Origin of the sequence: Nocardioides sp. NPDC051685 (genome assembly GCF_044453405.1) — a bacterium.
Classification (GTDB): domain Bacteria; phylum Actinomycetota; class Actinomycetes; order Propionibacteriales; family Nocardioidaceae; genus Nocardioides.
This window is the reverse complement of record NZ_JBITCR010000008.1, coordinates 243,331-262,960: the sequence shown is the minus strand read 5'-3', so window position 1 is coordinate 262,960 and position 19,630 is coordinate 243,331. Positions and strand designations below refer to the sequence as shown.

The following is a 19,630-nucleotide window of genomic DNA, read 5'->3' as shown; positions in this document are numbered from 1 at the left end:
AGAGCAAGGACTCACCGAAGTGTCACCACCAAACCCCACGGAAGTGTCACCGATGTCCTGATGCAGAACCGTCACCGATGTCCTGGGAGATGACAACCCCAAAGAATTTTCGAACGCCGACACGCATCCCGACGAGATCGAACAGATGTTTGAAGTCGTGATGCCAGAGGGACTAATGTGGTGACATGACCACGCAGAAGACAGGCACCGGATCAGGCGGTTCGAAGTCGAGCCGCGTCCGCGAGCTGCCCGACGGGCCGCCGGACGCGACCGGGCTCACGCCGCGTCAGCAGCGCATCCTCGCTCACCTGCGCGACAGCATCGAGCAGCGTGGCTATCCGCCCAGCATGCGCGAGATCGGCGCCGCGGTCGGGCTGACCAGCACCAGCAGCGTCGCACACCAGCTGCGCGCGCTGGAGCAGCGTGGCCTGATCCGCAAGGACCCGAAGCGACCCCGTGCTCTCGAGGTCTTCCTGCCGGAGGTGATGGCCCACCGCAAGGCCATGTCCGGCGAGGAGCCCGAGGCGACGATCACCGCCGAGGCCGACGTCAACCCCAACCCCGACGCCGCCATGGTCCCCCTGGTCGGACGGATCGCGGCCGGTGGCCCGATCCTCGCCGAGGAGACCTCGAGCCAGCAGAGCGTCGAGGACGTCTTCCCGCTGCCCAAGCAGCTGGTCGGCAACGGCGACCTCTTCCTGCTCTCGGTCTCCGGTGACTCCATGGTCGACGCCGCCATCTGCGACGGCGACTTCGTGGTCGTGCGCCAGCAGCCGACCGCGGAGAACGGCGAGATCGTGGCCGCGCTGATCGACGGCGAGGCGACCGTCAAGACGCTCTCCCGCAAGGACGGCAAGGTCTGGCTGCTGCCGCACAACGCTGCGTACGAGCCGATCGACGGCACCCACGCGACGATCCTCGGCAAGGTGACGGCGGTCCTGCGCAGCCTCTGAGTCCCGCCTCACACCTCCCGGAACCGGACCGGGAACACTGCGTGAAATCCAGCCGCCGGCCCATGACAGGGCCGGCGGCTGCGTCGTTCCATACAGCGTGACCCAGACACAGATCGACCGCCGCACCCTCATCGCCGCCGGGCTGGCCACCGCCGCGGGAGCAGGAGCCATCGCCCTCCCCCAGCCCTCGGAGGCCGCGGGCGCCACCCTCAACCACTTCCAGCACGGCGTCGCCTCCGGCGACCCCTTGCCGGACCGTGTCGTCATCTGGACGCGGGTCACGCCGACGGCGGACGCGACTCCCGGATCCGGCCAGGGCGAGGAGGTGCTCGTACGCTGGGAGGTCTCGCCCACCGCGGACTTCGACCGGGTGATCGCCAAGGGCTCGCAGCAGACCGGTCCCGATCGCGACCACACCGTGAAGCTCGACGTCACCGGCCTGGCTCCGGAGACCTGGTACTTCTACCGCTTCAGCTACAACGGCCAGACCACCCGCGTCGGCCGCACCCGCACCGCACCGGCCGCCGACGCCAACCCGGAGAACGTACGTTTCGGGGTGGTCTCCTGCTCCAACCTGCAGGCCGGCTGGTTCGCGTCCTACCGCCACCTGGCCGCCCGCGACGACCTGCACGCGATCCTGCACCTGGGCGACTACCTCTACGAGTACGGCCCCGGCGAGTACGGCTACGGCATGTCCAACGAGGACATCCGCCCGCACGAGCCGGCCCGCGAGATGCACACGCTCGCCGACTACCGGATCCGGCACGCGCAGTACAAGCGCGACGCCGACCTCGCCGCCGCCCACGCCCGGCTGCCCTGGATCGTCACCTGGGACGACCACGAGTCGGCCAACGACGCCTGGATGCTGGGCGCGGAGAACAACGCGCCCGGCGAGTACGACTGGATCGAGCGCAAGACCGGTGCCAACCAGGCCTACGACGAGTGGATGCCGCTGCGCGTCGACGGCACCGCCGCCGTGGAGACCGACGACTACCTCCACGATCGCATCTACCGGCGGCTGCGGTTCGGCAACCTCCTCGAGCTGAGCATGCTCGATCTGCGCTCCTACCGCTCCGAGCAGGTCGCCCGCACCGACCTCGCCGGGGTCGACGACCCCGACCGCACGATCACCGGCGACAAGCAGCTGGCCTGGCTCAAGGACGGCCTGCTCACCGATGCCCGGTGGAAGATCGTCGGCAACCCGGTGATGATCGCGCCGGTCACCTTCGGCGCGCTCCCCAAGAGCCTCATCAGCCCGGTCAACGACGTCACCGGACTGCTGCCCGACAACGGGATCGCCCTCAACGTGGACCAGTGGGACGGCTACACCGCCGACCGCACCGAGCTCTTCGAGCACATCCGGAACAACGCGATCACCAACACGGTCTTCGTCACCGGCGACATCCACTCCTCGTGGGCCTGCGACCTGCCGTACGACTCCGCCGTCTACCCGCTCGGCAAGACCGCCGGTGTCGAGTTCGTGGCCACCTCGGTGACCTCGAACAACCTCAAGGACATCCTCGGCGCGCCTCGTCGCACGGTCAGCGTGACGGTCGAGGAGATCATCAAGACCTCCAACCGCCACGTCCGCTACCTCAACTTCGACGACCACGGCTACTCGATCCTCGACATCACCCGCAACCGCACCCAGATGGACTGGTACTTCATCGGCGAGCGCAAGGACCCCGGCACCGCGGCCACCTGGGCGATGTCGTACGCCACCGCAGCCGGTAGCGGCCGCGTCCACCACGTCACCGAGCCCGTGTAGGCGTTTCACCGGCGTGGCGCTGTCCCTCTGCCCTTAGACTGCCGGGGTCTGCCTTCCCCGAACGTCTGGTACGTGATGCGAAACCTTGCCCGCCGGATCAACCGGAAACAACGCTCCTTCGTCTTGATCGCGGGCATGGTCGTGGCCACCTTCGCCGCCACCATGCCCGCCACCGGATCGACCCCGGCGACCTCGGCGAGGACCGGCGGTAACACCAGCGCCGAGCAGCCGGTGACGGAGAAGGCGGCCCGCAAGGCGCTCGACGCGGCCAAGAAGGTCAAGCGCAACCAGTCCGTGCGCGGCGCCCGGCAGGTCGTGCCCGGGCGGCACGTGGCCGGCCGGCCCGACGCGACCATCGCGCTGACCGACCTGTGGAACGCGAAGGACGCACTGGACGGGTCCAACAAGGCGGCCGCCCGCGAGCTGCTCGCCCGCCCGCGCACCGCGACCCAGACCTGCAGCGATGTCGTCTGCGTCCACTACTCGCCGGGCAAGGGCGGCGACAAGGCCTCGACGACCTACGCGAACCAGGTCCGTGATGTGGTCACGAAGGTCCACAACATCTACGTGAACGCCGGCTACCGCAAGCCCGCGGCCGACAAGTCGGTCACCCCGGGCAAGGTCGACATCTACCTGGAGAACCTCTACGACGAGGGCTACTACGGCTACTGCGCGCCCGAGACGAAGGTCTCCAAGACGGCCGCCACGGCCTACTGCGTCCTCGACAACGACTACGCCACCAGCGAGTACGGCACGGCCAACACGCCCACCGAGAACCTCCGCGTCACCGCCGCCCACGAATACTTCCACGCGGTCCAGTTCGCCTACGACGCCGGCGAGGACCGCTGGATGATGGAGTCGACCGCGACCTGGGTCGAGGACGAGGTCTACGACAGCATCAACGACAACCGGCAGTACCTGGCCTACGGCCAGCTCGAGGACCAGCGCAAGCCGCTGGACAACTCCAGCGTCTCCAACCTCGGCATCTACGGCAACTGGATCTTCTTCCGCTATCTCTCCGAGCGCTTCGCCAAGGAGCGCGGCGAGCTGCCGGAGGTCGTGCTCAGCATCTGGAACCGAGCCCCGTCGACCTACTCCACCACCGCCATCCGGCAGGCGCTCGCCGCTCGCGGCACCACCCTGAAGCTGCAGTACACCCGCTTCGCCGCCGCCAACCTGGCCCCCAGGAAGAGCTACAGCGAGGGCGGCGCCTACTACGCGCCGCTCCCCGACGGCCGCACCGCACTCCCCGCGAAGCGGCAGACCGTCGACGGCCAGTTCACCCTCAAGCACCTCACCTACGCCACCCAGCGCCTCGTCCCGAAGAAGGTCGGCAAGGGCTGGAAGCTGCGCGTGAAGGTCGACGTGGCCCGCCCCAACGCCAACGCCGCGGTGGTCAGCGTCTTCCGCACCGACGGCACCCGGGGCGTCTACTACCTCGAGCCCAACAGCAAGGGCATCGCCACCAAGACCATCGAGGGCTTCTCCTCCAAGCGGATCCGCAAGGTCGAGGTCACCTTCGCCAACGCGAGCAGCAACTTCGACTGCGGCCAGGGCACCGCGTTCTCCTGCCACGGCATCGCCTCGCCCGACAAGGCCACCCACCACTGGTGGGCCAAGACCTACCGCTGATCTCAGATGCACGCCGAGTCGGCTCGTTCCAACGAGCCGACTCGGCGTGCATTTCGGTCAGGCAGAGGCTGACTCGGAGAGCCGCTTCAGCGCCTGCCGCACGATGGCCGGGTCGGTGGTGGCCCACATCGGCGGCAGGCTCGCCTTGAGGAAGCCGCCGTAACGAGCGGTGGCCAGGCGGGCGTCCAGCACCGCCACGACGCCACGGTCGGTGGTGGTGCGGATCAGCCGGCCGGCGCCCTGCGCCAGCAGCAGCGCCGCATGGGTCGCAGCGACCTGCATGAACCCGTTGCCGCCGGCCTTGTCGGCCGCCTGCTGCCGGGCTGACATCAGCGGGTCGTCGGGCCGCGGGAACGGGATCCGGTCGATGATCACGAGCTGGCACGTGTCGCCGGGCACGTCGAGCCCCTGCCACAGCGACAGCGTGCCGAACAGGACCGTGTGCGGGTCGGCGACGAACTGCGCGGCGAGCTCGGGCAGCTGCGCGTCCCCCTGGGCCAGCGTGGTCAGGTGCGGCAGCTTCTGGCGCACCACCTCGGCCGCCGCCTCGGCTGCGCGGCGCGAGGAGAAGAGCCCGAGCGTACGCCCGTCGGCGGCGTCGACCAGGTCGACGATCTCGTCCAAGGTCTTGGCGCCCATACCGTCGCGCCCCGGAGGAGGCAGGTGGCGGGCGACGTACAGGATCCCCTGCCTGCCGTAGTCGAACGGGCTGCCGACGTCGAGCCCCACCCACGGCAGCACGTCCTCGGTACGCTGCGCCCCGGCGCCCATCTCGGTGCGCTCCTCCGCCTTGAGCCCGAGGGATCCGGCCACGGGGCCGAAGTCGCCGCCGAGCTTGAGGGTCGCCGAGGCGAAGACGACGGTCTTCTCCCGCAGCAGCTTCTCGCGCATCTGCGCCCAGACCTGCAGCGGCGCGACGCAGAGCCGCGGCGGGATCCGGTCGCTGCCCTCGTTGAGCCAGATCACGTCGTGGTCGGAGGCAGCGGCCATCCGCTCGGCGGTGGTGAAGACCTCCTGCAGGCCGCCCTTGGCCTGCTGGAAGCCGGGGTCGGCGCTGTCGGAGTCCTTCGGCTTCGGGAGGGCGGAGAGCGCCGAGCGCGCCGCGTCACGCACCAGCACGAGCGCGTCGGAGATCACCTCGGGGAGGGTCACGAACCGGCCGGGCGAGGTCTCGTTGATCGCCGCCCGCAGCGCGTCGGAGGCGTCGGCCAGATCGTCGGCCTCGGAGCCCTCGACGTGCTTCTGGGCCCGCCGGGCGGCCCGCTCGACCTCGGCCGCGGTCAGCTCGTCGGTCGCCGCCTGGGTCACCCGGGCGACCAGCTCGTGGGCCTCGTCGATCACCACCGCGTCGTATTCCGGGATCATCGGGACACCCTCGATCGCGTCGATCGCGAGCAGGGAGTGGTTGGTGACGATCAGGTGGCTCTTCTGGGCCTTGTCGCGGGCGACCTCGACGAAGCACTCCTCGCCGAAGGGGCACTTGGCGGCACCGAGGCAGTCGCGGTGGTTGACCGAGACCTGGCGCCACTCGCGGTCGGTGTGACGGGGAGCGGCGTCACGTTCGCCGCTGCCGCCCTTCTCCGCCTCCTTCTCGGCCCAGCTGCGGAGCTCGAGGACCTTCTCGGCCATCGGGCCCAGCGGGACATCGACCAGGGTGCCCTGGTCGTCGGGCGCCCCCTCGCGCACACGATGGAGACAGGCGTAGTTGGAGCGGCCCTTGAGGACCGCGAAGGACGCGTCGACGCCGGGGCGCGAGCCGATCGCCTTGACCAGGCGCGGCAGGTCGCGCTCGACGAGCTGATGCTGCAGCGCGAGGGTCGCGGTGGCGACCACGACCCGGCTGTCGTGGAGCAGCGACGGGACCAGGTAGGCCAGCGACTTCCCGGTGCCGGTGCCGGCCTCGACGAGGAGGTGCTCCTCGTCGGCGAGCGCCTGTGCGACCGCATCGGCCATCAGCACCTGACCCTCGCGGGTCGCCCCGCCGAGGGTCGCGACCGCGTCCGCCAGGGCTTCACGTACGGGCGTCTGGGAGGCGGTCTCGGTTGCGGTCACTCGGGCAACCTTAGCCGTGGGCGGGGACAGTCTCCGATCGGCTCTCCGCGATCCGCCGGGCGACGATCTCCCCGAACTCCCGATGGCCCTCCACCGTGAGATGAGTGTTGTCCGCGAGCATGGGCAGCTCGAGGTCGAAGACGTTGATGTAGGTCACTCCGTACTCGGCCGAGACCCGCCGCATCATCTTGTTGACGACCCGGATGGCCTTGGCGCGTGAGTTCACCCTCGGCGAGCTGAGCACGATGACGTCGTAGCCCTTCAGCTCGTCCAGGGTGGCCCGGAAGCCCTTCTCGACGTCGGCGATGTCGCTCTTGGAGTCGTTGATGCCGCCCTCGAGCACGACCAGGTCGGCGCCCTGGGCGATCACGTCGGGAACCCGCTCGGGGAAGGAGATCGGGCCGCACGTCGCCATCGAGCCGCGTGCGTAGCCGGTGCCCCCGAACCCGGAGACCCGGACCTCGCCGTCGAGGTAGCGGGGCCAGGACAGGCCGGGGTCGTCCAGTCCGAAACCCGAGGCCCAGGAGTCGCCGATCACGACGACCCGCTCGCCGGCCCCGGTCACCACCGAGGCGCGGGTCACCGACTCGGCCGCCAGCCGGGTGCACATGTCCTGGGTCACCGTGGTGCCCTGGCTCGTGTCCTGCCCCGGGAGCACGCCGTCGTCCTTGCTGGCACAGCCCGCGAGCGTGGCCACCAGGACAGCACCGGCCAGCGCGCTCACGATCGTGGCGCGAGCCGCGTGGCGTACCTCTGTGAGCATCCGTGCCCCCTCCGTCGACCGACCGTCCCAAGTGTGCGGGACGAGCCTGGCAGAGCCCATGTCGAAACGCCGAAACAGGCGCTGGATCAGCGCCTCGGATCAGCGTCCTGGATCACGCGGGAAAGGCCGCCAGCTCGCCGGCCAGGTCCGCGTTGGCGCGACCCTTGACGATGGTGCCGTCGGCGGTGTGCTCGAGGTGGTCGATCTCGCCGTGCTGGTGGATCCGGTTGACCAGGTCACCCCGCTCGTAGGGAACCAGCGCGGAGAACTCCACGCCCGGCCGCGGCAGGTCGGTCTCGACGGCCTTGATGGCTGCGTCGATGCCCTCGCCGGTCTTGGCCGAGACCGCGACCGAGTGGGGCTCGGCGCGCAGCAGGCGGCCGATCACCAGCGGGTCGGCGATGTCGGCCTTGTTGATCACGACGAGCTCCGGCACCTCGGCGGCACCGATCTCGGCGAAGACCTCACGCACGGCCGCCAGCTGACCCTCGGGGTCGGGGTGGGAACCGTCGACGACGTGGACGATCAGGTCGGCGTCGGCGACCTCCTCCAGCGTCGAGCGGAAGGCCTCGACGAGCTGGTGGGGCAGGTGGCGCACGAAACCGACGGTGTCGGACATCGTGTAGACCCGGCCGTCCTCGGTGGTGGTGCGGCGGGTGGTCGGGTCCAGGGTGGCGAAGAGGGCGTCCTCGACGAGCACCCCGGCACCGGTCAGCCGGTTGAGCAACGACGACTTGCCGGCGTTGGTGTAGCCGGCGATCGCGACCGCCGGGATGTGATGGCGCTGGCGCTCGGCACGCTTGGTGTCGCGGGTGCCCTTCATCGCCTTCAGCTCGCGGTTGAGCTTGGCGATCTTGGTGTTGATCCGGCGGCGGTCGGTCTCGATCTTCGTCTCACCGGGACCACGGCCACCGATACCGGCACCACCGGCGACACGGCCACCGGCCTGGCGGGACAGGTTGCCACCCCAACCACGGAGTCGCTGCTTCATGTAGCTGAGCTGGGCGAGCTCGACCTGCGCCTGACCCTCGCGGGACTTGGCGTGCTGGGCGAAGATGTCGAGGATCAGGGCGGTCCGGTCGACGACCTTGACCCCGGTGCGGTCCTCCAGGTTTCGCAGCTGCGAAGGCGCCAGCTCGCCGTCGGCGATCACGGTGTCGGCGCCGGTCGCGGCGACGATCTCCTTGAGCGCCTCGACCTTGCCACGGCCGATGTACGTCGCGGGGTCGGGCGCCTGGCGACGCTGGTAGATCGCCTCGAGCACCTCCGAGCCAGCCGTCTCGGCGAGCAGCGCGAGCTCGGCCAGGGAGTTCTCGGCATCGGTCTGGGTGCCACCGGCCCACACGCCCACGAGCACCACTCGCTCCAGGCGCAGCTGGCGGTATTCGACCTCGGTGATGTCCTCGAGCTCGGTGCGCAGGCTGGCGACGCGCTTGAGCGCGTGTCGCTCGGCGAGCTCCATCGCACCGACGGTCGGGTCGGTGTCCTCGGGATCCTCGTCGGCGTAGCCGGACTCGAACGAGTCGTCGAGCGCGTCCCAGTCCTCGGTGGCCTCGAGCTCGTCAGCGAGTGAGAAATCGTGTGCGTTGTTCGTCATATACCAACAAGAGTACGGCGCCGCACCACCCGGGGGACAATGCTTATCCAAGAGCGCCTCTCAGCGCTGCCCGATCGCCTCTCGCAGAACAGTCTCGACGTCCTCCGGCCGCTCGGCGACGTACGCTTCGCCGCCGGTCGCGTCGGCGATCGCCTGCAGCGCGCCCAGGTCGGCGTCGGCGGTGATCCCGATGCCGAGGACGCGGACCGGTCGGTGTGGATCGGAGGCAGCCTTCAGCTGGCTCACGAGCTCGGCCAGGTCCATCGAACCGGGGTCGTCGTTGGTGCCGTCGGTGAAGAGGAGCACGGTGTTGGAGGCGAGCGGGTCGTAGGAGGCGACCGCGTCCTGGTAGGCCGCGAGCGCGGTCTCGTGCAGGGAGGTGCCGCCGCCGGTGCGCGCGGAGAGCCCGGCGATCTCCTCGGTCAGCTGTGCGCGCTGGTTCCTCGAGGCGAGCTGATGGGTCGGCACGAGCACGGCGTGGTCACCACCCAGCTTGCCCTCGGTCTTCTCGGAGAAGGCCCACAGCCCCATCTCGGCGCCGCCCGGAAGCATGTCGACGGCCTCGGACACCGCGGCCTGGGTGAGCTGGAGGCGGGTCGTCGCGCTGGCGGGACCTGCCAGCCAGGCCATCGACCCGGAGACGTCCACGACCGCGAGCGCCCGGGTGGGCCGCAGCTTGTCACCCCAGTCCGAGGCGGTCTTCGCCACCGCGGCCGAGTCGGCCCGGGTGTACGCGCCGACGTTGGGGGACGGCTTGCCGGCACCGGTGGTGCGGAACCCGGCCTTGGTCAGCGCCTTGTCGGCGGCGCCGCTGTCGAGGACGCGGGCGAAGCTGGTGATCGTCGAGGCGATCTCGTTGCGGCGCGAGGAGTCGGCGGTGATCATGACCGGGTAGTCGAGGACGACCGTGCCCTCCTTCGGCGCGGCGGCCTTCAGCATCGGCGCGTACGTCGACCACTGCTGCTCGCTGGTCGCGGTCACCCCGCTCATCACGGTGCGCAGCTCGGCCAGACGTGCCGAGTCGGTCGGCGCGGCGGCCTCGTCACCGGAGGCGATCCGCTCGGCGTACGGCTCCAGCTCGGCCGCGGTCTGGGGCTTCGCCCCGCCCGCGACGACGGTGCCGAGCGCGCTCATCATCCGCTGGGGATCACCCATCAGCAGGTCGTCCTCGGCGAACGCCTCGGCGTAGGAGGTGCGGGTCAGCCCGTCGCCCGAGACGACCACGACCGGCGAGGAGGCCATCGAGGTGCGCAGGGTCACCGGCTCGACCGCCGGCTTGATCCGGTCCACCCACAGAGAGGAGTCGGGGATCCACACGTCGGGCAGGGCGCCGCCGAGCGCCATCGGCTGGAGGATCTCGTCGGCTTTGGCCGACTCCACCTCGATCTGACTGCAGCCCGCGTCGTCGAGGATGTTGCCCACGACGGTCGCCGCCTCGGGAGCCACCGCGATCTTCATCTGCGGGCCGAGGCAGGTGCGCTCGCCGCTGGAGCTCGGCTTGCCGTTGGCGACCAGCGCGGTCGCGATCAGGCACACGGCCAGGACGCCGGCGGCGCCGGCGATCACACCGATCGTCTCCCGCGTGAGCCGCGGCTCCCGCGGCTCGTCGGTCGGTCCGGCAGGCCCGGTGGGCTCCTCGGGCTCGATGATCGCGAGCGCCTTCGACGTACTGGTGCCCGCCTTATCGGACATGCGAACTCCCCTTGCTCCGACGTCCGCGGAACGGCCTGAACGGTCCGCGGCTGGCGCACACATTAGCGGTGCGCCAGCCGTCGGGGTACTACCAGCGCGTGTTACTTCGGTTGCTTCCGGTCACTTCGGTGGCATCCGGATGCCGCCGTCGACGCGGATCGTCTCGCCGTTCATGTAGTCGTTGGTCAGGCACTCCACGACCATGCTCGCCAGTTCGGCGGGCACACCGAGGCGGTGCGGGAACAGCACGCTCTCGCCGAGCTTGGCCTTGAACGCCTCGGACTCCGGGCCCTCGCCGTAGATCGGAGTGTCGATCAGACCCGGAGCGACGGTGTTGACCCGGATCCCGACCGCGGCGAGGTCGCGCGCGAGCGGGAGGGTGAGGCCGACGATGCCGCCCTTGGACGAGGAGTAGGACACCTGCCCGATCTGGCCGTCGAAGGCCGCCACGCTGGCCAGGTTGACGATCGCGCCGCGCTGCCCGTTGGCGTCGGGCTCGTTGCGGCTGATGTAGGTCGCCGCCTGGCGGCACATGTCGAAGGTGCCGATCAAGTTGATCGCGATGACCTTCTTGTACGCGTCCAGGTCGTGCGCCGAGCCGATCTGACCGTCGCGCCCGATGGTGCGCTGCGCCCACCCGATCCCGGCCGAGTTGACCACCGCCTTCAACGGCGCGATCTCCACGGCCCTCTCCACGGCGTTGGTGATCTGGTCGGTGTCGGTCACATCAACGGGCACGAACAGCCCCTTGATCTCCTCCGCCAGGGCCTCGCCCTTGTCCTTCTGCATATCCGCGACGATCACCGTCGCACCTTTGGCCGCCAGCGCCCGGGCCGTCGCCGCCCCGATCCCGCTGGCCGCTCCGGTCACGATCGCTGTGCTATCAGTCAACTCCATGGGCAGCACCTTAGACGTGACCACCCCACAGAGGTGAATAATCGTTAACCGTCTCGCGGTCAGAGCGATGTCGTGCCCTCGGCGATCAGGATCGCCGGTCCGGTGAGCAGAACACGATCGTCCGTCGTCCAGGTGACATGGAGCGTTCCACCCGGCACATCCACCCGGTACGTCACATCAGCATCGCGCGCGATCGCGAGACCGTCGGCCTCGGCGGCCGCGACCATCACCGCACAGGCTCCGGTGCCGCAGGAGCGGGTCTCGCCCGCGCCGCGCTCGTAGACCCGCATGGCGACGTGACGCTCGGCGACGCGCTCGAAGAACTCGACGTTGACCCCGTGCGGGTAGACCGCCTCGTCGAAGACCGGGGAGTCGTAGAGGTCACCGACGGGGCCGTGGGGGTCGATCGACTCGACCTCGGCGGCGGCGTGGGGGTTGCCCATGTCGACGTTGCAGGCCGACCAGAAGTGGTGGGCGACAGTGACCTGGGTCGACCCGAGCAGCTTCGGTGAGCCGAGGTCGGCGGTCCAGACGTCCCCCTCCGCGCGGAGGGTCTTGTCACCGGCCCGCGTGGCGAAGGTGACCTGGTCACCGGCGAGCCCGGCGGAGCGCAGGTATTCGGCGAAGACCCGGGTGCCGTTGCCGCACATCTCGGCCAGGGTGCCGTCGGCGTTGCGGTAGTCCATGAACCACTCGGCGTCGCTGGCCGGGCGGTCCGCACCGGTGTAGGCGGCCGTGCGGATCACCCGCAGGATCCCGTCGCCGCCGAGGCCGGCCCGGCGGTCGCACAGGGCCCGGACCCGGTCGGCCATCTCCTCGTCGGAGAGACCCCCGTGCACCGACCCGTCGAGGTCCGGCAGCAGCACGAAGTCGTTCTCCGTGCCGTGGCCCTTCAGATACGTGTAGGTCATCAGTAGAGGTGCTTCGAGTAGGTGTCGGTGCGGTAGTAGTCCTCCATCTCCGCCAGCGTGCGCGGGTCGTTCTCGACCTGCTTGGCGATGACCGCGCGCTTGGGGAGGTGGTCGGGATCCCAGGTCTCCGGGTCCCACAGCCCCGAGCGCAGGAACGCCTTCGCGCAGTGGAAGAAGATGTCGTCGATGTCGACGACCAGGGCGAGGATCGGGCGCTTGCCCTTCACCGCCATGTCGTCGAAGAACGGCGCGTCGGAGACCAGTCGGGCACGACCGTTGATCCGCAGCGTGTCGCCACGGCCCGGGATCAGGAAGTTGAGTCCGACGTGCGGGTTGGAGAGCACGTTGCGGTAGCCGTCGACCCGCTTGTTGCCCGGTCGCTCCGCGATCGCGATCGTCGTCTCGTCGATGACGTGGACCAGCGACCCGGCCGGATCCCCCTTGGGCGAGGCATCGCAGTTGCCCTCCGCGTCCGAGGTCGCGAGCACGCAGAACGGCGTCGCGGCGAGCCACTCCCGGTCGATGTCGAGGAGCGCCGGGCGGCCCTTGGTCGCGGCCCGCTCGTTCGGGACGCCGACCAGGTCGACGAGCTCCTCGAGCGTGCTGATCTCAGTCCAGGTAGGGGTCACCGCCCCAGCCTACGAGGCGCGCGCTCGGGCGGCCGAATCATTTCGCGGGCAACTCAGACCGACGGCACCTCGCCCCGGCGAGCTCGCAGCCACTCGATCGGGTCGCCATTGTCGACCTCGACACCGGCCATCCGGAGCATCATCCGGGCCAGCAGACGCCGATGGGCTGCGTACGTCAGGACGTGGGCGACCACCGATCCCATCTGGAAGCTCTCCGGCGGCTCGCACAGGGCGTCCACGAGCCGGTCCTCCCAGGCCCCGCGGCGCTCGATGTCGCGTACGACCGCCAGCCACCGGGCCGCGACGGACTCGTGCCGTTCGACCAGCGCGACGATCGAGCCGGAACGGCTGCGGACCGGCATCGAGAGGCCCTCGATGGAGGCGACCCAGCACTCCTTGGCCCACACCGTGGCCTCCAGGACCTGGAGGAGCGACTCCTCCGGACCGTCCCACGGCAGCACCTCGTGACCCGGCAGCCGCACCCCGGTGAGCAGGTCCTCGGACAGGCCCTTGGCCAGATCGAGCAGACTCCTGGTGTCGTCGACGTCGTGCATCACCAGCTGCTCGGTCAGCGGTGCGAGCACCCGTTCCTGGGAGTCGACCCACAACGACTCCGGCGGGTGGAAGTGGATGCCGTTCGGCGCCGGGAGCCAGTGGCTGACCGCGGCGGTGCTCGGCGGGTGCCCGAAGGCCTTCGCATAGGCCCGCGAGAACCCCTCCACCGACTCGTAGCCGGCAGCCCAGGCAGCGTCGGTCACGGTGCCGCCGTGCTGCAGCTGCCACGCGGCCCGCTCCAGCATCACCCGTCGCCGCATCGCCACCGGCGGCTCGCCGGCACCGCGGGAGAGCAGCCGGTTGAAGTGGTAGGGCGAGGTGTAGGCGTCCCCCGCCATCTGCGCCAGCGTGCGCGGTTCCCCGGCGTCGGCGCCGTCGAGCACCGCGTCCAGCAGCTCCCGCAGGCGGTCCCGCTCGCTCATGCCGTCGCCTCCGTTGGACAGAGGCAAGGATACGGAAGCGACGGCCTGAGGCCGATTGTCGCTCGCTGACGCTCGCTCACGGTTACACCGCCTCCACAGCCGCGATGGCCTTCTCAAGACGGGCCGGATCGTCGTAGGAGACCCACACGACCCGAGGATCCTTGCGGAACCAGGCGTCCTGACGCCGCGCGAACTGCCTGGTCTTGATGGCGGTCCGCTCCATCGCCTCCGCCAAGGTCATCTCTCCCGCGAGGTGTGCGGTGACCTCCTGGTAGCCGATGGCCTTCGCCGCGGTCCGCGACCGCCCCAGACCCGCCTCCAGGAGCCGGGCGACCTCATCGACGAACCCGGCCTCGAACATCTCCGCGACGCGTTGCCGGATGCGTACGTCCAGGGCTTCTCGGGAGATGTCGACGCCGATCTGGATCGAGGCCGGGTCGTGGTAGACCTGCTCGGGCAGCCGGGCGCTGAACGGCTGGCCGGTCAGCTCGATGACCTCCAGAGCGCGTACGACGCGGCGACCGTTGTCGATCTCGATCCGCCCGGCCGCGACCGGGTCCAGGGCTCGCAGGCGATCGTGAAGTGCCTTCTCACCTGCGGTTTCGAGCTCCTTCTCCAGCCGCTCGCGCACCTCGTCCGAGGTCCCGGGGAACTCGAACCGGTCCAGGATCGCGCGCGTGTAGAGGGCGCTGCCCCCGACCAGCACGGGCGTCTTCCCGGCCTCCCGGAGCGTCGCGATCGTCTCGCGCGCCAAGCCTTGGAAGTCGGCGACGGAGGCCGGCTCGGCGATGTCGAGAAGGTCCAGCAGATGGTGCGGGATCCCGCGGCGCTCGGCGACCGGCAGCTTCGCCGTACCGATGTCCATGCCGCGGTAGACCTGCATCGCGTCGGTGTTGATGATCTCACCGTCGAGAGCCTCGGCGAGGTCGAGGGAGAGCGACGTCTTCCCGGCCGCGGTGGCACCCACGACAGCCACGATCGGAGCGACGAACTGGGCCGAAGATCCCAAGTTGTGTAGCTCGTGCGGCCTATCCGGGTCGCGTGTCCCCCTGTTGCTGTCGTACTCCATGTGGTTAGTCTGACCGCTAGTTGGCTCATACGGGGAGCCACCGAACAGAGGGGGGAAGCATGAGCTTCTTGGACAAGGCAAAGGACCTCATCGGCCAGGGCGTCGACAAGGTCGGCGCCGACAAGGTCGGCGATGGCCTGGACAAGGCCGGCGAGTTCGCCGACGAGAAGACCGGTGGCAAGTTCAGCGACCAGATCGATCAGGGCGTCGAGGCTGCCAAGAACGAAGCCGAGAAGATGGACAACCCCTGAGTCGTCCGCACTTCCCGACGCGGGGAGCAACCCACCTGGGTTGCTCCCCGCGTCGCATCAACGGGCCGCTCGGTGCTTTCTCAGATCAGATCAGGCGCGGTACGCGACCCACCCGTCGATCATGCGCTGCACCTGACCCGGCGTGAACTCGTCCATGCACGCGTCCTCGGTGTAGTCCATGAAGTTGTGGATCGGGTCGAGGCCCGGAGCCGTGCAGGTGTCGGAGCCTTCCGGGCAGCCGAAGGCGGGGGCCGCCTCGGCCGGGGTGTCGGCGACCTGGTCGCCCTTGCCGCGGCAGCCACCCTGGAAGGTGTGGTAGAGGTGCAGCCAGTGGCCGACCTCGTGCGTGGCCGTGTCGCCCTCGTCGTACGGCACCGCCGAACCACCGGGGAGCGAGTCACCGAGGATGACCACACCGTCCTGCGACCCGATGTTCTTGGTCGGGAAGGTCGCCCAGCCGAGCAGGCCGTCGTCGATCTCGCCGAGGTAGACGTTGAGCGCGTTGTCGCCGCCCTGGCGCAGGGTCGACTTCATCTCCCGCTCGCCGGCCGAGCCGGAGATGATCGGGTACCAGGCCGGGTTGATCGTGGTGTCCTGGCCCGCCACCTCGAAGGTGAACGGCGTGCCCGCGTACGCCGCGTTGAGCACGTCGATCTGGGCGTCGATGTTCGCCTGCGGGATGACCCCGGTGGTCGCGTCCTCCTGGATGACGTGGATGTAGGTCGGGATGCTCGTCGCGCCGAGGTCGGCGCTGCCGGCCTGCTTCCCCTTCGCCGCGAGCGCACTGCCGAGCGCCTTCTCCCTGGCGTCGGCCTGCTTCGCGGTCAGATGGTTCGTGTCGCGGACCTGCTTGGCCCCATCGGCGACGCGGGCCGCGCCGACCGCGTCCGGATCGAAGCAGGCACCGCCTCCTCCGGCCGCCTGCATCGCGGACGCGGGCACCGCGGCCGCCAGACCTGATGCCACGAGCACTCCGAGTGCGCCCATCGCCGCTGCTCTGCCGGCCAGCTTCGAAATCGACATGGGGGTATCCCTTCCTGAGACAAGTTGCCTCAGGCTAGGGCAGAAATACCCTCGGGGGAACGGAGTTACGGAGAATTTGCTGTTCGAGTAACGCCCGGCCGAACGATCAGCCGCAGGCCGGTGCGGCGGGCAACGGTGCAGGCACCCCGACCGCGGGCATGCCCAGGCCCACCGAACGCGCCTCGGGCTCGGTCCGCCCCTGGCGCGCCTCCCAGGCGTCGCCCGAACGGGTGCGGCGTACCTCGAGCACGGGGTTGTCGGCGACCAGGTGGTGCGGCGCCGCGTAGGTGATCTCGACCTTCACCATGTCGCCGGGACGTACGCCCTCGGCACCGGTCGCGTTGAAGTGAACGAGTCGGTTGTCGGGAGCACGACCGGAGAGCCGGTGGGTCTCGGAGTCCTTGCGCCCCTCACCCTCGGCGACCAGCAGCTCGAGCGTACGTCCGACGTTCTTCTTGTTCTCCTCGTGCGCGATCTCGTTGACGAGGTCGACGAGGCGGCCGTAGCGGTCCTTGACCACCTCGGGAGAGACCTGGTCGGGGAGGTCGGCCGCAGGGGTGCCGGGTCGCTTGGAGTACTGGAACGTGAAGGCGCTGGAGAACCGCGACTCGCGCACCACGTCGAGGGTGGCCTGGAAGTCCTCCTCGGTCTCCCCCGGGAAGCCGACGATGATGTCGGTGGTGATCGCCGCGTGCGGGATCGCCGCCCGGACGCGCTCGATGATGCCGAGGAACTTGGTGGACCGGTAGGAGCGGCGCATCGCCTTGAGGACGCGGTCGGAGCCGGACTGCAGCGGCATGTGCAGGGACGGCATCACGTTCGGCGTCTCGGCCATGGCCTCGATGACGTCGTCGGTGAACTCCGCGGGGTGCGGGCTCGTGAACCGCACGCGCTCGAGCCCCTCGATCTCCCCGCAGGCACGCAGCAGCTTCGAGAAGGCCTGCCGGTCACCGAACTCCACGCCGTAGGCGTTGACGTTCTGGCCCAGCAGGGTCACCTCGGTGACGCCCTCGGCGACCAGCGCCTCGATCTCGGCGAGGATCTCGCCCGGCCGCCGGTCCTTCTCCTTACCGCGGAGCGAGGGGACGATGCAGAAGGTGCAGGTGTTGTTGCAGCCGACGGAGACCGAGACCCAGGCGGCGTAGGCGGACTCGCGCTTGGTCGGCAGCGTGGACGGGAAGACCTCGAGGGACTCGAGGATCTCGACCTGGGCCTCCTCCTGCACCCGGGCGCGCTCCAGCAGCACCGGCAGCGAGCCGATGTTGTGCGTTCCGAACACGACGTCCACATAGGGCGCCTTCGCCGTGATCGTGTCGCGGTCCTTCTGCGCGAGGCAGCCGCCGACGGCGATCTGGAGGTCCGGGTTGGCCTCCTTGATCGGGGCGAGGTGGGAAAGGTTGCCGTAGAGCTTGTTGTCGGCGTTCTCCCGGACCGCGCAGGTGTTGAAGACGACCACATCGGCCTGCTCGCCCTCGGTCGCCTTGAGATAGCCCGCATCCTCGAGCAGCCCGGAGAGGCGCTCTGAGTCGTGGACGTTCATCTGGCAGCCGTAGGTGCGGACTTCGTACGTACGGGCCGATGCGGTGCTCGGGGCGGTGGACACGGTCATAGCGTCCTCAAGGGTACGGCGCGCGGGTCCAACGGCAGGAAATCCCGGCCAGTTATCTGCTTGTAACCGATACCGAGGACCAAGTCATGGATGTGCAATGCAGGATGTGGTTAGGTCTGCGACATGACCGTGCTTGACACAGAACCCACCGGCGCACCTTCGGGAGACGCCCTGGTGGTGCTCGACCATGTCGACAAGCACTACGGCGACCTGCACGTGCTCCAGGACATCAACCTGGAGATCAAGCGTGGCGAGGTCGTCGTGGTGATCGGGCCCTCGGGTTCGGGGAAGTCGACCCTCTGCCGCGCGATCAACCGGCTCGAGACGATCGACTCCGGGACGATCAAGCTCGACGGCAAGGAGCTGCCCGCGGAGGGCAAGGGCCTCGCCAAGCTGCGCGCCGAGGTCGGGATGGTCTTCCAGAGCTTCAACCTCTTCGCCCACAAGACGATCCTGCAGAACGTCACGCTCGGCCCGATGAAGGTGCGCAAGCTGAAGAAGGCCGAGGCTGAGGCCGAGGCCAAGAAGCTGCTCGACCGCGTCGGCGTGGGCGTCCAGGCGGCGAAGTATCCCGCCCAGCTCTCCGGTGGCCAGCAGCAGCGCGTCGCGATCGCCCGGGCGCTCGCGATGAAGCCGCAGGTGATGCTCTTCGACGAGCCCACCTCCGCGCTCGACCCGGAGATGGTCAAGGAGGTGCTCGACGTCATGGTCAGCCTCGCCAAGGAGGGCATGACCATGATCGTGGTCACCCACGAGATGGGCTTCGCCCGGGTCGCCGCCGACCGCGTCGTCTTCATGGCCGACGGCCAGATCGTCGAGTCCAACACGCCGAGCGAGTTCTTCGACAACCCGCAGTCCGAGCGCGCCAAGGACTTCCTCGGCAAGATCCTCAAACACTGAACGTACGTCTCGGGTGAGCCGTCGGCTCGCGAAACCTGCATGACACTCAACACTCATTCCAGAAGGTGGAAACGATGAAGTTCCAGAAGATCGCCGCGGTCGCGGGCGTCCTCGCGCTCGCCGGCTCCCTCGCCGCATGTGGCGGCAGCGACGACTCCGGCTCTGACGCCGGCGGCGACAAGATCAAGATCGGCATCAAGTTCGACCAGCCGGGTCTCGGCTTCAAGGAGGCCGACGGCGACTACTCCGGCTTCGACGTCGACATGGCCGAGTACATCGCCGAGGGTCTCGGCTACGACGAGGACCAGATCCAGTGGGTCGAGGCCGTCTCCGCCAACCGCGAGACCTTCCTCAAGGACGGCACCGTCGACATGATCCTGGCGACCTACTCGATCACCGACGAGCGTAAGGCCGAGGTCGACTTCGCCGGTCCTTACTACGTCGCCGGCCAGGACCTCCTCGTGGCTGCCGACAACACCGACATCACCGGCCCCGACTCGCTCGACGGCAAGAAGCTCTGCTCGGTGACCGGCTCGACCTCGGCCCAGAAGGTCAAGGACGAGTACGCCAAGGGCGTCCAGCTTCAGGAGTTCGACACCTACAGCAAGTGCGTCACCGCGATCGAGGGCGGCCAGCTCGACGCGATGACCACCGACGACATCATCCTGGCGGGCTACGCCCAGCAGGCCCCGGGCAAGTTCAAGATCGTCGGCGCTCCTTTCTCGGAGGAGAACTACGGCGTCGGCCTGCCCAAGGGCAGCAAGGACCGGGACAAGATCAACGACCTGATCGAGAAGTCCTTCGAGGACGGCTCCTGGGAGAAGGCGTTCAACGACAACCTGGGCGACTCCGGCTACGAGCTGCCGGAGCCGCCGAAGGTCGACCGCTACTGAGGCACCCGCGGGGC

The 19,630-nt window shown here is 69.2% G+C and carries 17 protein-coding genes; 6 read left to right on the top strand and 11 right to left on the bottom strand.

Going from position 1 to position 19,630, the window contains the following annotated elements; genetic code table 11:
* Positions 1 to 185 precede the first annotated feature (185 nt).
* The 3 genes from lexA to ACIA03_RS22490 all read left to right on the top strand — a co-directional run bounded on the left by lexA (position 186) and on the right by ACIA03_RS22490 (position 4,353).
* Complete coding sequence (lexA, locus tag ACIA03_RS22500) at positions 186 to 953, top strand: transcriptional repressor LexA (protein WP_396986641.1); 768 nt, start codon at positions 186 to 188, stop codon at positions 951 to 953.
* 97 nt (positions 954 to 1,050) lie between these two features.
* Complete coding sequence (locus tag ACIA03_RS22495) at positions 1,051 to 2,721, top strand: alkaline phosphatase D family protein (protein WP_396986639.1); 1,671 nt, start codon at positions 1,051 to 1,053, stop codon at positions 2,719 to 2,721.
* 75 nt (positions 2,722 to 2,796) lie between these two features.
* Positions 2,797 to 4,353, top strand: coding sequence for an MXAN_6640 family putative metalloprotease (locus ACIA03_RS22490; RefSeq protein ID WP_396986654.1), 1,557 nt, complete (start codon positions 2,797 to 2,799; stop codon positions 4,351 to 4,353).
* 57 nt (positions 4,354 to 4,410) lie between these two features.
* On the opposite strand, the gene ACIA03_RS22485 is transcribed toward ACIA03_RS22490, so the two are convergent.
* The 9 genes from ACIA03_RS22485 to miaA form a co-directional block, all read right to left on the bottom strand.
* The gene (locus ACIA03_RS22485; RefSeq protein WP_396986637.1) at positions 4,411 to 6,405 is read right to left on the bottom strand and encodes an ATP-dependent DNA helicase; all 1,995 of its coding nucleotides are present in this window, start codon (positions 6,403 to 6,405) and stop codon (positions 4,411 to 4,413) included.
* Positions 6,406 to 6,415: 10 nt separating this feature from the next.
* On the bottom strand, positions 6,416 to 7,168 hold the full coding sequence (locus ACIA03_RS22480) for an SGNH/GDSL hydrolase family protein (protein ID WP_396986635.1): 753 nt from the start codon (positions 7,166 to 7,168) through the stop codon (positions 6,416 to 6,418).
* A gap of 112 nt (positions 7,169 to 7,280) precedes the next feature.
* Positions 7,281 to 8,765: a GTPase HflX gene (hflX, locus tag ACIA03_RS22475; RefSeq protein ID WP_396986633.1), complete on the bottom strand. Its 1,485-nt coding sequence runs from the start codon at positions 8,763 to 8,765 to the stop codon at positions 7,281 to 7,283.
* A 60-nt stretch (positions 8,766 to 8,825) separates the two neighbouring features.
* A complete protein-coding gene (locus tag ACIA03_RS22470; protein WP_396986631.1) occupies positions 8,826 to 10,457 on the bottom strand; it encodes a substrate-binding domain-containing protein in 1,632 nt (543 codons plus the stop codon).
* Between the two features lie 120 nt (positions 10,458 to 10,577).
* Positions 10,578 to 11,354: an SDR family NAD(P)-dependent oxidoreductase gene (locus ACIA03_RS22465; protein WP_396986629.1), complete on the bottom strand. Its 777-nt coding sequence runs from the start codon at positions 11,352 to 11,354 to the stop codon at positions 10,578 to 10,580.
* Positions 11,355 to 11,413: 59 nt separating this feature from the next.
* Complete coding sequence (dapF, locus tag ACIA03_RS22460) at positions 11,414 to 12,265, bottom strand: diaminopimelate epimerase (RefSeq protein WP_396986627.1); 852 nt, start codon at positions 12,263 to 12,265, stop codon at positions 11,414 to 11,416.
* Positions 12,265 to 12,894 carry a pyridoxamine 5'-phosphate oxidase family protein gene (locus ACIA03_RS22455; RefSeq protein ID WP_396986626.1) on the bottom strand — a complete coding sequence of 210 codons (630 nt, stop codon included), beginning with the start codon at positions 12,892 to 12,894 and terminating at the stop codon, positions 12,265 to 12,267. Before ACIA03_RS22455 ends, dapF begins: the two co-directional genes overlap by 1 nt.
* Positions 12,895 to 12,947: 53 nt before the next feature.
* Positions 12,948 to 13,871 (bottom strand): helix-turn-helix transcriptional regulator, encoded by a 924-nt coding sequence (locus ACIA03_RS22450; protein WP_396986624.1) that lies wholly within the window; start codon positions 13,869 to 13,871, stop codon positions 12,948 to 12,950.
* Between the two features lie 82 nt (positions 13,872 to 13,953).
* The gene (gene miaA, locus ACIA03_RS22445) at positions 13,954 to 14,838 is read right to left on the bottom strand and encodes a tRNA (adenosine(37)-N6)-dimethylallyltransferase MiaA (protein WP_396986622.1); all 885 of its coding nucleotides are present in this window, start codon (positions 14,836 to 14,838) and stop codon (positions 13,954 to 13,956) included.
* A gap of 161 nt (positions 14,839 to 14,999) precedes the next feature.
* Here miaA and ACIA03_RS22440 point away from each other — a divergent pair, with 161 nt between their 5' ends.
* Positions 15,000 to 15,191, top strand: coding sequence for an antitoxin (locus tag ACIA03_RS22440; protein ID WP_396986620.1), 192 nt, complete (start codon positions 15,000 to 15,002; stop codon positions 15,189 to 15,191).
* Between the two features lie 90 nt (positions 15,192 to 15,281).
* Here the strand turns inward: ACIA03_RS22440 and ACIA03_RS22435 are convergent, their stop codons facing one another.
* Complete coding sequence (locus ACIA03_RS22435) at positions 15,282 to 16,214, bottom strand: zinc metalloprotease (protein ID WP_396986618.1); 933 nt, start codon at positions 16,212 to 16,214, stop codon at positions 15,282 to 15,284.
* Positions 16,215 to 16,320: 106 nt separating this feature from the next.
* The gene (miaB, locus tag ACIA03_RS22430; RefSeq protein ID WP_396986617.1) at positions 16,321 to 17,823 is read right to left on the bottom strand and encodes a tRNA (N6-isopentenyl adenosine(37)-C2)-methylthiotransferase MiaB; all 1,503 of its coding nucleotides are present in this window, start codon (positions 17,821 to 17,823) and stop codon (positions 16,321 to 16,323) included.
* A 123-nt stretch (positions 17,824 to 17,946) separates the two neighbouring features.
* Here miaB and ACIA03_RS22425 point away from each other — a divergent pair, with 123 nt between their 5' ends.
* Positions 17,947 to 18,723 carry an amino acid ABC transporter ATP-binding protein gene (locus tag ACIA03_RS22425; protein ID WP_396986615.1) on the top strand — a complete coding sequence of 259 codons (777 nt, stop codon included), beginning with the start codon at positions 17,947 to 17,949 and terminating at the stop codon, positions 18,721 to 18,723.
* Positions 18,724 to 18,797: 74 nt separating this feature from the next.
* Complete coding sequence (locus ACIA03_RS22420; protein WP_396986612.1) at positions 18,798 to 19,616, top strand: glutamate ABC transporter substrate-binding protein; 819 nt, start codon at positions 18,798 to 18,800, stop codon at positions 19,614 to 19,616.
* The last annotated feature ends 14 nt before the right edge of the window (positions 19,617 to 19,630 follow it).

What these genes read in the sequence shown, in the direction of transcription:
- lexA (WP_396986641.1), top strand. Translation starts at nt 186, where the DNA reads ATGACCACGCAGAAGACAGGCACCGGATCAGGCGGTTCGAAGTCGAGC.
- ACIA03_RS22470 (WP_396986631.1), bottom strand. Translation starts at nt 10,457, where the DNA reads ATGTCCGATAAGGCGGGCACCAGTACGTCGAAGGCGCTCGCGATCATC.
- hflX (WP_396986633.1), bottom strand. Translation starts at nt 8,765, where the DNA reads ATGACGAACAACGCACACGATTTCTCACTCGCTGACGAGCTCGAGGCC.
- ACIA03_RS22465 (WP_396986629.1), bottom strand. Translation starts at nt 11,354, where the DNA reads ATGGAGTTGACTGATAGCACAGCGATCGTGACCGGAGCGGCCAGCGGG.
- ACIA03_RS22490 (WP_396986654.1), top strand. Translation starts at nt 2,797, where the DNA reads ATGCGAAACCTTGCCCGCCGGATCAACCGGAAACAACGCTCCTTCGTC.
- dapF (WP_396986627.1), bottom strand. Translation starts at nt 12,265, where the DNA reads ATGACCTACACGTATCTGAAGGGCCACGGCACGGAGAACGACTTCGTG.
- ACIA03_RS22425 (WP_396986615.1), top strand. Translation starts at nt 17,947, where the DNA reads ATGACCGTGCTTGACACAGAACCCACCGGCGCACCTTCGGGAGACGCC.
- miaB (WP_396986617.1), bottom strand. Translation starts at nt 17,823, where the DNA reads ATGACCGTGTCCACCGCCCCGAGCACCGCATCGGCCCGTACGTACGAA.
- ACIA03_RS22420 (WP_396986612.1), top strand. Translation starts at nt 18,798, where the DNA reads ATGAAGTTCCAGAAGATCGCCGCGGTCGCGGGCGTCCTCGCGCTCGCC.
- ACIA03_RS22480 (WP_396986635.1), bottom strand. Translation starts at nt 7,168, where the DNA reads ATGCTCACAGAGGTACGCCACGCGGCTCGCGCCACGATCGTGAGCGCG.
- ACIA03_RS22450 (WP_396986624.1), bottom strand. Translation starts at nt 13,871, where the DNA reads ATGAGCGAGCGGGACCGCCTGCGGGAGCTGCTGGACGCGGTGCTCGAC.
- ACIA03_RS22435 (WP_396986618.1), bottom strand. Translation starts at nt 16,214, where the DNA reads ATGTCGATTTCGAAGCTGGCCGGCAGAGCAGCGGCGATGGGCGCACTC.
- ACIA03_RS22440 (WP_396986620.1), top strand. Translation starts at nt 15,000, where the DNA reads ATGAGCTTCTTGGACAAGGCAAAGGACCTCATCGGCCAGGGCGTCGAC.